General features: G+C 41.8%; 13 protein-coding genes. 11 read left to right on the forward strand and 2 right to left on the reverse strand.

Annotation, left to right across the window (positions count from 1 at the left end; genetic code table 11):
- Positions 1–19 precede the first annotated feature (19 nt).
- The 5 genes from ACYVLS_RS07355 to ACYVLS_RS07375 are packed head-to-tail and all read left to right on the forward strand — an operon-like array spanning position 20 to position 6,256.
- Positions 20–931 (forward strand): alpha/beta hydrolase, encoded by a 912-nt coding sequence (locus ACYVLS_RS07355; RefSeq protein ID WP_460323069.1) that lies wholly within the window; start codon positions 20–22, stop codon positions 929–931.
- A 16-nt stretch (positions 932–947) separates the two neighbouring features.
- Positions 948–2,300: a condensation domain-containing protein gene (locus ACYVLS_RS07360; protein WP_460323072.1), complete on the forward strand. Its 1,353-nt coding sequence runs from the start codon at positions 948–950 to the stop codon at positions 2,298–2,300.
- Complete coding sequence (locus ACYVLS_RS07365; RefSeq protein WP_460323075.1) at positions 2,297–2,971, forward strand: DUF6320 domain-containing protein; 675 nt, start codon at positions 2,297–2,299, stop codon at positions 2,969–2,971. The genes ACYVLS_RS07360 and ACYVLS_RS07365 overlap by 4 nt, the downstream gene beginning before the upstream one ends.
- 25 nt (positions 2,972–2,996) lie before the next feature.
- Entirely contained in the window at positions 2,997–3,398 is a 402-nt protein-coding gene (locus ACYVLS_RS07370) for a (deoxy)nucleoside triphosphate pyrophosphohydrolase (protein ID WP_460323078.1), read from the forward strand.
- Complete coding sequence (locus ACYVLS_RS07375) at positions 3,395–6,256, forward strand: DUF3427 domain-containing protein (RefSeq protein WP_460323080.1); 2,862 nt, start codon at positions 3,395–3,397, stop codon at positions 6,254–6,256. Before ACYVLS_RS07370 ends, ACYVLS_RS07375 begins: the two co-directional genes overlap by 4 nt.
- A gap of 386 nt (positions 6,257–6,642) precedes the next feature.
- On the opposite strand, the gene ACYVLS_RS07380 is transcribed toward ACYVLS_RS07375, so the two are convergent.
- A complete protein-coding gene (locus tag ACYVLS_RS07380) occupies positions 6,643–8,505 on the reverse strand; it encodes a DUF4084 domain-containing protein (RefSeq protein WP_460323082.1) in 1,863 nt (620 codons plus the stop codon).
- Between the two features lie 392 nt (positions 8,506–8,897).
- Here ACYVLS_RS07380 and ACYVLS_RS07385 point away from each other — a divergent pair, with 392 nt between their 5' ends.
- Positions 8,898–9,896 (forward strand): ion channel, encoded by a 999-nt coding sequence (locus ACYVLS_RS07385; protein WP_460323085.1) that lies wholly within the window; start codon positions 8,898–8,900, stop codon positions 9,894–9,896.
- A 322-nt stretch (positions 9,897–10,218) separates the two neighbouring features.
- On the opposite strand, the gene ACYVLS_RS07390 is transcribed toward ACYVLS_RS07385, so the two are convergent.
- Positions 10,219–11,181: an alpha/beta hydrolase gene (locus ACYVLS_RS07390; protein ID WP_460323087.1), complete on the reverse strand. Its 963-nt coding sequence runs from the start codon at positions 11,179–11,181 to the stop codon at positions 10,219–10,221.
- Between the two features lie 171 nt (positions 11,182–11,352).
- Here ACYVLS_RS07390 and ACYVLS_RS07395 point away from each other — a divergent pair, with 171 nt between their 5' ends.
- The 5 genes from ACYVLS_RS07395 to ACYVLS_RS07415 all read left to right on the forward strand — a co-directional run bounded on the left by ACYVLS_RS07395 (position 11,353) and on the right by ACYVLS_RS07415 (position 14,714).
- Complete coding sequence (locus ACYVLS_RS07395; RefSeq protein ID WP_460323089.1) at positions 11,353–11,670, forward strand: rhodanese-like domain-containing protein; 318 nt, start codon at positions 11,353–11,355, stop codon at positions 11,668–11,670.
- Positions 11,671–13,332 carry an FAD-dependent oxidoreductase gene (locus tag ACYVLS_RS07400; RefSeq protein WP_460323091.1) on the forward strand — a complete coding sequence of 554 codons (1,662 nt, stop codon included), beginning with the start codon at positions 11,671–11,673 and terminating at the stop codon, positions 13,330–13,332. It abuts the gene before it with no gap.
- The gene (locus ACYVLS_RS07405; RefSeq protein WP_460323094.1) at positions 13,325–13,621 is read left to right on the forward strand and encodes a rhodanese-like domain-containing protein; all 297 of its coding nucleotides are present in this window, start codon (positions 13,325–13,327) and stop codon (positions 13,619–13,621) included. Before ACYVLS_RS07400 ends, ACYVLS_RS07405 begins: the two co-directional genes overlap by 8 nt.
- A gap of 1 nt (position 13,622) precedes the next feature.
- The gene (locus tag ACYVLS_RS07410; protein ID WP_460323097.1) at positions 13,623–13,883 is read left to right on the forward strand and encodes a metal-sensitive transcriptional regulator; all 261 of its coding nucleotides are present in this window, start codon (positions 13,623–13,625) and stop codon (positions 13,881–13,883) included.
- 156 nt (positions 13,884–14,039) lie between these two features.
- The gene (locus ACYVLS_RS07415; RefSeq protein ID WP_460323099.1) at positions 14,040–14,714 is read left to right on the forward strand and encodes a PepSY domain-containing protein; all 675 of its coding nucleotides are present in this window, start codon (positions 14,040–14,042) and stop codon (positions 14,712–14,714) included.
- Positions 14,715–14,896 lie beyond the last annotated feature (182 nt).

Here is a 14,896-nt window from a genome sequence, read left to right on the forward strand (position 1 = left end):
GAAAGAATAAGGAGCACCCATGAATCCACTATTTAAGTTTATACTGCGTATACTGTCTTCTCCGAAAATTGATATCCAGGAAGACTATCAGTCAATGCGTCGGATGCAGAAACTGTTCAGTAAAAATCCGAAACCAACCTACCGATTTCTGGATGAGAAAATCTATGCAACAGAAGGCGATCATGAAATAGCGGTCCGGATTTTTTATCCGAAGAAAAAGAGTCACGAAGAGCCGGTGCTCTATGTTCACGGAGGAGGCTGGGTAATTGGAGACATTGAATCATACACCCGGACCTGCATTAATCTGGCGGACAGCCTGGGCCGCATCGTATATTCAGTGGATTACAGACTCGCACCGGAATACCCTTATCCGACCGGTTTGGACGACTGCCTACGGGTAGCTGAAGTACTGATGACGAAATTGGACGAGGAAGAAGAGCCCGATTGGATAGTGATGGGAGACTCAGCCGGTGCCAATCTGATTGCTGCGGTATCTCTTCTCTTAAGAGACAGAGGACGTCGACTGCCTGCAAAGCAGGTGCTTATTTATCCGGTTACGTACTGGGATCACACGGAAGACTCCCCTTTTGAATCGATTCGAACGAATGGGTATGAATATGGCCTGACGATCAAAAAAATCCAGGAGTATATGGAACTGTACGCGCCAGAAGAAGCGATGCGCAAGCATCCGACTATATCTCCTTTAATGGCGGAAGATTTGTCAAATCAGCCGGATACGCTCATTATCACGGCAGAATACGATCCGCTTAGAGATGAGGGCGAAGCATTTGGACAGGCACTGAAAGAAGCAGGCAATCATGTTCGCATCCACCGAATCCTTAACAGCGTTCACGGCTTCATTACTTATCCAAAATTTACTGAACCTGTTGAAGAAGCGTTTAAAGTTATAAATGAATTTTTAACAGACTAGCAAGGAGGCTTAGCTGATGGAAAAGAGAAATTGGGTACGGTTGGATAATGCGTCAAATATTTTTTTAGCCGCCCGTACTGAAGTGGATACGAAAGTGTTTCGCTTTTCAGCGCAGTTTAAGGATGCGGTTGATCCGGCCACCCTGCAGAAAGCGTTAATTAAAACCTATAAGGCCTATCCACTGTTTCAAAATGTGATGCGGAGAGGAATATTCTGGTATTATCTGGAGCACACCGATCGGCTCCCATATGTTCAGCCGGAAACGTTGCCGCCTTGCACAGCGATTTATCACTATGACCGAAAAGAACTGCTCTTTAGAGTACTCTACAACAAAAATCGTATTCACCTTGAAGTCTTTCATGCCCTGACAGATGGAACGGGAGCCTTATGGTTCTTTGAAGATTTACTGACCGAGTACACGCGACTGGCTCACCCGAAAGCGTTTGGTGAAGAGGCGCAGGTGACGCCTCGTCAAAAGCAGGATCTGGAAGACAGCTTTAACCGCTATTTCAAAAAGAAGAAAAAGAAGCAGGAAACTGTTCCGTCCCGAAAACCTTTTGAAAAAGCGTATAAGGAAACAGAGGACATAGAAAAAAGTCTGCAGCCTTATGAGGAACAGCCTAAGCAGAAAAATATTCACAGAGTCGGTGGAACGATTACCCCGGATCACCGTCCTCGTGTTATTGAAGTGCAGACGTCCGCTAAAGAAGCCCTTGGTATTGCGCGCTCCTATGGGGTGTCGCTGACCTTATATCTGACAGCGGTGTTTATGCAGTCTGTCTATGAAACAATCGAAGAGAAGAAGGATGACACGACCATTACGGTGTCTATCCCAGTGAATTTGAGGCAGTTCTACCCCTCCTTCTCCGTGCGGAATTTTTTTAGTACCACCTTGATGGCCTATACTTTTAAAAAAGGACAAGAAGTGGATATTAAGGACATGTGTGATGTGCTCGACCGTCAGCTGAAGAAAGAAATACAGCCTGAAGCCATCGAGAAACGCCTGAAACGATTCATCGGCTTTGAATTTCATCCGGCAATCCGAGTTGTATTCCGGCCGATAAAAGATCTGGTTCTGAAATGGGTCAATGTCTATACGAACCGGAAAATAACTGTAGCCATGTCCAATCTGGGACGTTTGAAGCTGCCCGAAGAAATTCAGCCGTATGTGACGAACATGAACTTTTATACAGCAGCCATTCGTCCGCAGTTCTGCATGAACAGTTACGGAGATAAACTGAATCTACTGTTTACGAGTCCTTTTGTCGAAACGACCATTCAGAAAAACTTTATCCGTCATTTAACAGACAAAAGACTGGCAGTACAGGTTGACGCCAATAAAGTGACGAGAGAGGAGCAGGAAGAGTGAAGCAGTGCAGAGAATGCAAGATAGATGTTCTGGATAACTGGTCGGTCTGTCCTTTGTGTCACACGCCTTTGGATGAAAAAGGCAGAGATACTACAGAAGCGCAAACGACGGCTTTTCCGGAAGTGCCCTTACGATTTCAGCGTAATAAAATCAAACAATTTCTGACTATGCTCTCCGTTGTGTCCATTGTTCTTTACTTAATCAGTCAGTCCATCTGGCGCTTTCAATTTTTCGGACTGGAATTTGTCCTGTTTGGTCTAATGGTGACCTGGCTGATGGTTATCGTACTGATTCGTAAACGGCGAAATATTGTCAAAGGCATCGTTTATATACTGATTCTCTTTTCACTGCTGAGTCTTTATTTCGATTATATATTCGGCTGGCTGGGCTGGTCGCTGACCTTTGTGATTCCGATTTTATGTATAGCAGCCCTTTTAGCGATGTTTGTCGTCATACAAGTCGTGAAGCTCCATGCCGGGGACTATATTCTCTATTTGCAGCTGGCAGCATTAATGGGCTTTGTGCCTTTTCTGTTTATCGTGATGGACTGGGTTGTTATCGACTTGCCGAGCTGGTTTTCAGTCCTGTTCAGTTTCGTGATGTTCTGGTCTGTTCTACTGAAGCACGGCAAAGCAATCAAAAGTGAACTAGCCAAACGGATGCATGTGTAAAGAAAAATAATTAAGGTGAGGTTTTATGAAACGTATAACAGTTGTTGGAGCAATTATTATTGAAGAAGGTAAAATTCTCTGTGCTCAAAGAGGGAATGAAAAGGCGCTGGCTAACTTATGGGAGTTTCCCGGAGGCAAAATTGAAGAAGATGAAACACCTATAGAAGCACTGGAAAGAGAACTAAAAGAAGAGTTGAAAATTGAAGTAGACGTTCAGCCTGAAACTTTTGAAGAAACAGCTTATCTCTATGATTTCGGAGAAGTGGTGCTCACGACGTTCATTTGTTATTTGTCAAAAGGAGAACCTGTATTGACTGAGCATCATCAGGTGAAATGGTTGACCCCGGCAGATTTAGATCAGTTGACCTGGGCACCGGCAGACATACCGGCTGTTCAAAAATTGATGACAGAAGGTGTGGAAGTATGACAGACAGTCTAACGCGCTCTCTTGAAAAAGCATTTATAAATCATGCTGTTACAGGTTCTCATTACGATCCCAAACTGATTATCAACGACACAGAAAAGAAAGAATATCTGCTTAATGTACTCCATGAAGAGATGGAAACATGCACCTCCTTCTTTTTTTCGGTTGCTTTTTTAACCCAAGACGGTCTGGCTTCACTGAAAACACAGCTTCATGACCTGAAAAAAAGAGGGGTTAAGGGACGGATTCTGACGTCAGTTTACCTGGCATTCAACCATCCGGATGTTTTTAAAGATTTGCTGACGATTCCAAATGTAGAAGTCAGAATTTCAAAAAAAGACGGCTTTCACTCAAAAGGGTATTTATTTAAACAACCCAATTACCATTCCTTTATCGTAGGCAGTTCGAACTTGACGATGGCAGCATTGAAAGTGAACTACGAGTGGAATGTACGTCTGACCTCTTATAATCATGGTCAAATGATTCAGGATATTTATGACCATATGGACAGTGAATGGTTTGAAGCCGAACCGCTTACGGGCAGATGGATTGAAAACTACCAGAGAACTTATACACCACAGTTTCGCTGGACAAAGGAATCGGAGGCTGTCATTGATGAACAGTTGTCTCCGTACATTACTCCAAATGCGATGCAAAAGGCAGCTTTGAGGAATCTGGCTCATTTACGTGCCCGAAATGAACGAAAAGGAATCGTGGTATCAGCTACCGGTACAGGTAAAACCTATCTCTCTGCTCTGGACGTGGACCAGGCTAAGCCAGACAGGGTTCTATTTGTCGTACATAGAGAACAAATTTTAAATAAAGCAAAAGAAGACTACAAACGTATATTGGGTGGCAAAGAATCAGACTACGGCATCCTATCAGGGAGTCGAAAAGAGGGCGATGCACGCTACGTATTTGCGACGGTTCAAACCCTTTCGAAAACACATGTGCTCGAACAATTTGAGAAAGAACATTTTGACTATATTTTAATTGACGAAGTGCATAAAGCCGGTGCGCAATCTTATCATACGGTGATTAATTATTTCGAGCCTGATTTTCTGCTTGGCATGACAGCTACCCCGGAACGAACAGATGGCTTCAATATATTTGAATTGTTTGATTATAATCTCGCTTATGAAATACGCCTTCAGGAAGCCTTGGAAGCTGATTTGCTTTGCCCCTTTCATTATTTTGGCATTACTGATTTTGAAAAAGAAGGCGAACTCATATCAGAAACAGCTTCTATCAATGAGTTAATTGAAGATGAACGTGTAGACTATATTATTGAAAAAATTAATTATTACGGGACTCACGGCAATCAGCCGAAAGGACTCGTCTTCTGCAGCCGAAAAGAGGAAGCAAAGCGTCTATCTGATCAGTTTAACAAGAGAAAATTCGCCAGCACGTATCTCTCAGGAGAGCATTCCCTCAATGAAAGAGAGCAGGCGGTACAGCAACTGGAAAACGGCGAGTTACAATATATTTTTACGGTTGATATTTTTAATGAAGGCATAGATATTCCTAAGATTAATCAAGTGATTATGCTGAGAAATACACAGTCGAGTATCATATTTGTTCAGCAGTTGGGGCGAGGTTTACGAAAGCATCCGTCCAAGGACTATGTGACGGTTATTGATTTTATTGGAAATTATAAAAATAATTATATGATTCCGATGGCTCTATCTGGAGACGTGACAAGAAATAAAAACAATTTAAGGAAAGATACCTATGATACCGGCTTTATTTCTGGCGTTTCTTCCATTAATTTCGAAGAAGTGGCTAAGAAAAAAATATTTGAGTCTATAAATACGGTAAAATTAGACTCGAAAGCTGAATTGAAAAAACAGTTTGACCTTTTACGTAATAGACTAGGGCGTGTACCATTTCTTAAAGATTTCCAGTTAAATCAGACGCTTGACCCATATGTTCTGGCAAATTATAGAAAAAGTTATTACGATTTCCTTGTATCGGTAAAGGAAAATACTGACACGCTGACAGATAGTGAGCAGGTATACCTGATGATCGCATCCAGGGAATTGCTGACCGGCATGCGAAAACAGGAGTTGCTGGTTCTGAGAGAGTTTTTATCTGTTCCTGATAAAAAGCTAAGTCGGAATAAGATGAGCGAATTATTCAGTCAGCACGACTGTCTTTGTAATAAAGAAACAATAGAATCGGTTATTCGCACCTTAGATTTAAGTTTCTTTACTGGAAGTGCTGCAAAAACCTATAGAAAACGCAAATTCATCGAAACTTTTAAAGACGATATAGAATTAGATTCATCATTCAAAGAAGCCCTGCTCAAACCGTATTTTAAGGAGCTGTTTCAGGATGTAATTGTGACGGGGTTAATGAAATCAGAAGAATACAATCACCTCATACCTCTAACACGCTATAAGAAATACAAGCGTAAGGATGTTTTGCGGTTATTGAACTGGGAGCAGCAGATGGTTGATCAAAATATAGGAGGCTACACAGCTAAAGACGGTGAATTTGTCATCTTTATTACTCTTGAAAAAGGAGACGATTTTGAAGGTGCACAAATGGCCTATGAAGATGAACTTCTGGATAACTCGACGTTAAAATGGTTCACTAAATCACCACGAACAATGAACTCCCCAGAAATAGAGAAACTTAAAAATCCATCTGAATGGACAACACGAGTCTTTATGAAAAAATCCGATGATGAAGGAACCGATTTTTATTACCTGGGTGAAGTCAAACCTGTTCAAGAAACGATTAAAGAAATGAAAAAGCCGATTAAAGACGGGACAGAACGCTCTGTTGTTGAAATGGAATTGAAATTCACCCAACCCATCGAATCAAACCTCTATCGTTATCTGACTTTGAATGAGTAAAAGCAAGACACCGGAGCTTTGAGGACATTTCATTTATGGTTGGCAAATAAAGTCGTCACTAAACAGGTTTTGAGGCGAGTTCAGCTGAAAAGTAAGGATGAAGTGGCATCAATCCGGGTGATTGCAGCCACTTCTCTGATAATACGCTTTTAAAGTGGTCTCAATAAGCCTTTTGAGACCACTTCCTAATTGGATTAGTTTTTAACTGTCCTCAAAAAGCTTTTAGTGACTAGTTCTTTTATATATTAAGCAGCAACTTGTTTCAAAACGCTTTTTGAAGCAAGTTCAAGCTCATCTCCAAGGTTAACTGGTCACTAATAGTACGTTAGCAATACGAAAAGACGATTCCCGCAACAGGAATCGTCTTTTTACATCATCTAAGGCCATTAGCCGAATTTTTTTGACTGGCGCTTGTTTTCGTACATTGACTTGTCGGCTTTGTTCAGTAAGACTTGTGCAGTTTCACCATCTCTGGGGTAGTAAGAAAAACCGATACTTGGAGTGCTGCTAACAGTTATTTCATCTATGTGGTAGGGCTTGCTGAGTTTATTCAGCAGCTGACTGGCCCAATGCATGGACTCGTCGTAGGAATTTAACTGGTCAATCAACAAGGTGAATTCATCACCACCTAGACGAGCCGCGAATGAGGGCTCGTGAATTGATTTGCGGATTCTATTAGCTACTTCAATGAGCAGCTTATCTCCAAAAGCATGGCCGTAGGTGTCGTTAATCGATTTGAAGTTATTCATATCCATGAACAGTAAGGCGAATTTTTTTCTAGTATGTTCTGATTCCACTATAACCTTGTCCAGCACCTCTTCAAAACGTTTACGATTAACGAGGTGAGTCAAGTGGTCATGGTAAGCCATATACTCAATCTGCTGCTCATTAATTTTACTTTCAGTAATGTCCCGTGCGATAGCATAAACACCGATGACTTCTCTATTTGATGTGATGGGGACATAGGTAATGCTTAAATAATAAAATTCCTTTCTTGAGTTAATTAGCGGCATATCGTAGTGTTTGAAAATACCATTTTTGACATTTCTGAACTGCTGAATGACCAGCTCATGGTAGTCCGGATGCAGAAAGTCTAAAATGGAACGTCCAATCATACTTTGCTGAGATTCACCTGCTATCTCAGCGCCACGCCCATTGACACTTTCTACTTTTCCTTGAAGATTCAGGGAATAAGCCCCATCCGGGTGGTGATTAAACAGAGACGTATAGCGCTCCTGATTGTCTTCCAGTTCTTTTGTGTTCTGGCGGTTTTCTTTCAGCAGTTTAAGGTTATCCATATGTACAATCAACTGACGAATGGATAATAAAGCAAGTGACAGACCGACGCCAATAATGATACTGTTGAAGGCATTGACTGACAGAATCATCATAAAATAAAGTAGAGCGACACCAACATAGGGAAGGGTGTACTGGAAATAGGGAATACGGATGGTTACTTTATACGTCGTCTTGTCAGTAAATAGGTTCTCTTCTTGCTGAAGCAGACCGGTATAACCGACTAACATCACGCCTATTATAAATAATGGATCAATCCAACTTCCCGAACTGTAAGCATTCAGGCTAATCAGATAGAGAAAAGCACTGTCTGAAAAAGTATAAAATAATATACCGGCAAAATAAATCGTCAGCATTTTACTTGAAAAGAGTTTCTTTCCCGCAAAGTAAATCAGTGTCAGACAATAGAGTAAAACCAGGTCTCCTAATGGATAAAGTAGGGAAACAAAGACATCGAAACGAGAAATCCCTTCTGATAGAATCAATGGTTCAACTATGAAATACCACTTTAGGGTAGTAAGAAAAATCAGTGTCAGAAGCACATCGAATACATGCCGAGTGACTTGTAGGGTGCATCTGTTTTGGTACAGTTCATGAAGAAAAGCAGATATAAAGAATAATATATTTAAAAGATAGAACACGTCTGCGATGCTGGGGTAGGGCAGAGTGCGATTTAATACACTTTCATATGTAAACCAGAAAAGTTCTGCGATAAAATAACTGGCAGATCCAAGGGTCAACAGCAGCCAGAATGTGGTGTGCTTTTTAACAGAGCGCTTAGCGGCCTTAGAAAGCCAGAAGATGGGAATAAAGGAACCGAATAATGACAGGCTATTGCCACCAAAAGTAGTTACAGTGGCGTTTCCCGGTTCAATTAAAATCCACATATAATAGATAAAAGCATAGAGTAATATGAAGCCGAGCCAGAGCTTGTTTTTTTGCTTTACGGTCATAGCGTTCTCCTTATCGTGTCAACAACAGCCAGGGGTTATACGATACCATATATTACGAATTTGAAATAGGACAGCGACTTTCATTAAGTGATACTTATTAATATGCACTGCCTTAGATAGTATTATACTATGTTTACATGAGAATAATAGCACTAATTCAATACTTTTTAAAAAATTAAAAAAATACTTCCTATATTATCAGGAAAAATAACAGCTATAGTTCTGGAAAATTATCACAATAATGCAAATAACACATTCGTTTTGAAGAGGTTTCAATAATTACTCATTATTTCGATTGTTTATGCACATTATAATAAATGTATTTAATTGCTTTGGTTCATTCAATTGCCTTATTATTAAGGTAACAAAAAACACGATTGAGGAGGGTAACTATGTCTGTCCTTTATTATCTAGCTGGTAGAGCTATGGTCCTGCTGGCGACAGTGGATCTTATCTGGACTACTCTATGGGTCGACGGCGGTGCAGGCCCTTTATCCAAACGCCTGGCCAGAGTCACTTGGCGTCTGACGAAATCCCTTAGCAGGGGAAATAAACATATATTCAGTTTGGTTGGGCCATTGATTCTGGTACTGACCATTACGTCCTGGGCGGTACTGCTGTGGGTGGGCTTAACCCTGTTTTTTGCCGGGAATCCAGAGTCGATTGTTCAAACGACCTTTGAGGGGCCAATTACCTGGTATGAACGTTTTTATTTTACAGGCTTTACTCTTTTTACATTAGGTGTGGGGGATTACTCACCTCAGCCAGGCTTCTGGCAGATAGTGACTGCCTTCAACTCTGGTCTGGGTATCATGCTGCTGACACTGGGCGCATCCTACGTTATTTCTGTTGTGGGAGCTGTCGTTAATAAACGGGCTTTTGCACGCACCGTAACAGGATTGGGATTAACCAGTTCTGATTTAGTCAAGCTGGCATGGGATGGCAATAATTTATACCAGCTTGATTTGATACTAATGGATTTTTCTTCTAAAATTACGGAACTGTGTCAGCAGCATCAGGCTTATCCGCTTTTACATTTCTATCACAGTAAAAAAATGGCAGAGTCATCTGCCGTCGCCGTTGCAATCCTGGATGAAACACTCTCGGTTATTGAATGGGGAATAGCTGATAATACGCTGTACAATGCGGTTCTGGTTCAGGAAGCTCGTTCGAGTGTAGAATCTTATTTAGGAACACTGACTTCAGCCTTTATAGACGAAGCGCAATTTGAGCCTGAACGACCCGATTTGAAAGAATTGGAGTCTATAGGTATTCCTCTCGTATCTCAGGCAGCGTTTAAAGAGGCTCTGGATCAGGCTGGTCAGAGGCGCCGCAAACTCTTAGGAGCCGTACAGGCTGATAATCGTGAATGGCCATCTGATAAAGAATAGTCATCATCAAATTAAATTTTGAGATCTGTAAAACGTCCTGGTCAACAGGACGTTTTTTTCTTATCCTACAAGCCGTCTTCCTTTAATCGGTACAAGTAATAGGTATTTTGGACTGAACATGTACCGATTAAAGGTTAATCAGTATAAGTTACCGAACCAGACAGATGAACTTGTACTGCATACAAGTAATCGGCACAAGTTTTAATCGAAATACTGTCAACTCGTACCGAATAAGACCTAATCGGCACAACTACCATGTACAAAAGTTAAAAGTAATCCCAATAAAAAAGACAACTGCCGAAACAGTTGCCTTTGACTTATATTAAACCGCCAATGGGTAACGGGCATGTTCTAAATGGGTGTTCAGGAAATGTTTGATGCGGTTTTGGTACATTTCCTTATTAGCGATATAGGCATAGCCGTGTTTCGCACCGACTGCAATATAAAGCTCTTTCGGGCATTTCGCAACATTGTAAAGCTCGTAAGCCATATGAGTCGGGACAAAATCATCTTCATCCCCGTGGATAAATAATAATGGCGTCTGAGACTTCTTGACTTGTTCTTCCGGACTGGCTTCACCGAACCAGTAGCCGGCTTTGACCTTGGTAATCAGACTGGTCATGGGAATAAACGGGTATTGAGGCAGACGGTACATGGTCTTGAGTTGATGGGCCATTTCTTTTGTCACCGAACTGTAGCCGCAGTCTTCTATAATGGCTTTTACCTGAGGGGGTAATTGCTCGCCACTGACATTCATGACCGTAGCGGCACCCATGCTTAAGCCGAACAACACAATTTCCGTATCTTCACCGTTTTCTTCAATAAGTTTGTCCATCCACTGTACATAATCTTTTCGCTCGTGCCAGCCGAATCCGATATAATCTCCTTCGCTTTCGCCGTGGCCTCTAGCATCCGGTAACAGGAGGCTGAAGCCTAAATCATAGAACAGCTTTGCCCAGGGAGCCATGTCTCTGTTGCTGCCGCTGTAACCGTGAGCGATTATCGCTACTTTGTCAGATGACTCACCATGAGGTATGTATAAGCCAGACAATAACAAATTATCCGTTGACCGAATAGTCAGGGTTTCCTTTTCAACCGACTGGTACCAGCGTTTTTCATCCTCCCATGGATCCTCAGGAATAATTTCAACCATACTGAACTCATCCACGAACTTTTTTTTTTTCAATCCAACGGCTGTCTTGTAAAAATAAGCACTGGCATAAGCCAAGGCAGATACGGTCAAGCCCAGAGACCCGAGCAGTCCCCATTTCACAGATTTCTTCATAGATATCTATCCTTTCTTCAGTAGCTATCTTCTTTCTAACAGTGTACATTATAATCGTGAAAAAAGTGAGAATAAAAATAATTTCATCTAATCCCTTGACAAAGGATAACATCTGCGGTTTAATATACCCTGCAGGGTATTTATTAGGCGATTTTCTAGGAGGAAAAAAGAATGTTTGGATTATTTAATCGCATCCCGTCTGTCAGCACCTCACAGTTAGCGTCTGACATGACTAGTAAAACAACACTATTAGATGTACGTATGCCGGGTGAATACCGTCAGGGGCATATTTCAGGAGCAAAGAACGTTCCTTTAAATAAAATTGAACAATACAAAGGCAGTCAGGACGAGAAAGTATATGTCATCTGCCAGTCTGGAATGAGAAGTAAAAGAGCCGCCAGCGCCTTGAAGAAAAAAGGATACGACGTGGTAAACGTCCGCGGTGGCATGAGTCAGTGGAGTGGGAACGTTAGAGGAGGAAAGATTTAAGTGAGTAAAGAAAAAATTGTTATCGTTGGTGGCGTAGCAGGCGGGATGTCCGCAGCAACACGTTTACGCCGATTAAAAGAAGATGCAGAAATCATTATTTTTGAAAAAGGGCCTTATGTTTCTTTTGCAAACTGTGGCCTGCCTTATTATGTATCAGGTGAAATTGATGAGCGCAGCAAATTGGTTGTGCAGAGTCCCGAAGCACTATATGACCGTTTCCGCTTGGATGTGAGACCGGAGCATGAAGTGGTTTCCATTAACTCGGAAGAAAAAACAGTATCTGCCAGCCACAATGGTGAGATTATTACTGAAACGTATGACAAACTGATCCTTTCACCGGGTGCCAGAGCTTTTATTCCACCCATCAAAGGATTGGATGAAGCAGAAAATGTCTTTACCTTAAGAAACATTCCGGATTTAGATAAAATCATGAAACGCATGGATGGCATGAATGTCAAAAAAGCAGCAGTTGTTGGTGCTGGTTTTATCGGTATTGAAATGGCTGAAAACCTGAAGCACTTAGGTATCGAGGTCACGATTATCGAAAAAGCACCGCATGTCCTGCCGCCTTTGGATGAGGAAATGGCTGCCTTTGTTCAAAATGAATTGAAAGAACAAGGCATTGAGATTATCACTTCACAATCAGCAGTTGAGTTCAAGGACAATGGCGATGTGATTGTGCTGGAAGACGGAACAGAATTCGCAACAGATTTGACTATCATGTCTGTTGGTGTCCAGCCGGAAAGTACTCTGGCTGAAGAAGCAGGAATCAAACTGGGCTTGCGCGGGGGGATTTTGGTTGACGAATCCTATCAGACCAGCAAAGAAGACATTTATGCTGTCGGAGATGCAATCGTTGTTAAAAACCAAATTTCTGGAGAAGATGCCCTAATTGCGATGGCGTCTCCCGCTAACCGTCAAGGCCGTCAAGTTGCTGACAACATTGCAGGCATTAAGCGCGCGAATAAAGGAAGTATCGGTACAGCGATTGTTCGTGCTTTCAGCATGACGGCTGCATCAACAGGTTTGAATGAACGAACAGTAAGAATGGCTGGGTTACCCGTTGCAGCTGTTCACACATTGGGTAAAGACCATGCAGGTTATTATCCTGGAGCAACAGATATCACGCTGAAACTCGTCTTTAACCCTGAAAACGGGAAAATTTACGGTGCACAAGCTGTTGGAGCAAAAGGTGTCGATAAGCGTATTGATATCATTGCTACAGCGATTAAGGCTGAGCTAACCGTTTATGACTTGCCGGAACTCGAATTCACCTATGCCCCACCTTTTGGTTCAGCTAAAGATCCAGTCAATATGGTCGGCTATGCTGCACTGAACATCATGGAAGGCATGAGTGATTCCGTACAATGGCATGAACTGAACGATGAACTGGCTAATGGAGCGGTCCTTTTAGATGTCAGAAATGAATCTGAACTACAAGGCGGACGCTTCCCTAATGCCCTGAACATTCCATTAAATGAACTGCGTGACCGCATGGATGAACTGGATCAGAACCAGTCATACATCATCAGCTGCCGCAGTGGTCAAAGAAGTTATATCGGTGAACGTATTTTGAAACAAGCAGGCTTTAACGTTAAAAATTTAGATGGTGCCTTTGCACTTTACAACACAGTGAAACCGGAGGAATTAGTAAATGTATAAAACAGTTATGATGGATGAATTTGGACAAAAGCAGAAAAGAGAAGATTTGAATATTGTGGATGTACGTGAAAGTCAGGAATATACATCTGGTCACATTCCAGGTGCAATCAATATGCCGTTAAGCGAACTAGGCCAAACCTATGACAAACTTGAAAAAGGCAAAGAGTATCACTTAATTTGCCTATCCGGCTCACGCTCATCTATGGCTGCTGACTTTCTAGGCAATCAAGGATATGATATAATCAATGTAATGGGCGGCATGTCCGCATGGAGAGGAGACGTCGAGTAGTATGGTAACTTGTGACAAAAGCGTTCTTAATCGATTAAAACGAACTGAAGGACAGTTAAGAGGCGTTCAGAAAATGTTGGAAGAAGGTAAAGAATGCGGAGATATTGTCACACAATTATCAGCTGTTCGCTCAAGTGTGGACCGCATCATGGGACTGATTGTTGCCGAGAATCTGAAGCAATGTGTCGAGAACCCTTCAGCCGACCCCGAAGAACAAGCAGCGACTATTCAAAAAGCCATCCAGTTGGTTATAAAAAAATAAATAAATGAAAATATCTTGAAGCATAAGGTTGCGCTGATTCAGCGTGATTTTATGCTTTTCTATTTTTTCACAAGCCTATTTCCTGTCAATTTAGATATAATATGTTATTATTTGAGTACTGAAAAGCAGTAACTTTGATGAAAGAAGGATGAAAATATGCTACAGAACACATGGATTAAGGTTGGTGTGCTCTCACTATCTGCAGCGCTGTTAATGGCGGCTTGTGATAATGGTGATGATACGCTGGATACAACACCCGTAGAAGAAGAAACGACAGAAACCGATAATGGTGACACAGCTGAGGATCAGACAGAAGAAGACGTTGAAGAAACCGCTGAAGAAGAAGCCTCCACAGAAGACGATACAGTAGAAGAAGATGCGACAGATGAGGACAGCAATATGACGGATTCGCAGGGGCTTGAAGGCATGACTTTTGCTGTCAGCCTGGATGATGCCATTGACCTCTTTTATGAGACGTTTGGCAGTGAAGACATCAATATTGAAGAAATTCAATTTGAACGCGATGACAACCGTTTCATTTACGAATTCGAAGGCTGGGACGAGTCAAATGAGTATGAGTTGGATATCGATGCAGAAACAGGGGATATTATTAAGCAGGAACAGGATGACAACGAGGATACCGAGGATATACTGGACTTGGATGGCATTATTTCTCCAGAGGAAGCCATGGATATCGCTCTCGAAGCAGCCGGTTCCGGCTATGTAGAGGAATGGAAACTGGAAGTGGAAGATGGGCGTACCGTTTATGAAATAGATATTGAAGAAGGCGACGACCAGGAAGTTGATGCCCATACTGGCGATGTTCTGTAACAGACTAAATGAATTAGTGCAAAAGTCCTGAAGTTTGATTCAGGGCTTTTTCTTTTAGTATAGGAAAGTATAAAGTTTTACCTTTTAGAAAGCCCATCACCTCAATCGCAAGTGACAATCAGTTGATTTGAAAAGAGAGGGATTGTAAGGGTATTATAAACATATGGTAAAGAAAAGAATTC

It is taken from the genome of Alkalibacterium psychrotolerans (assembly GCF_054784355.1).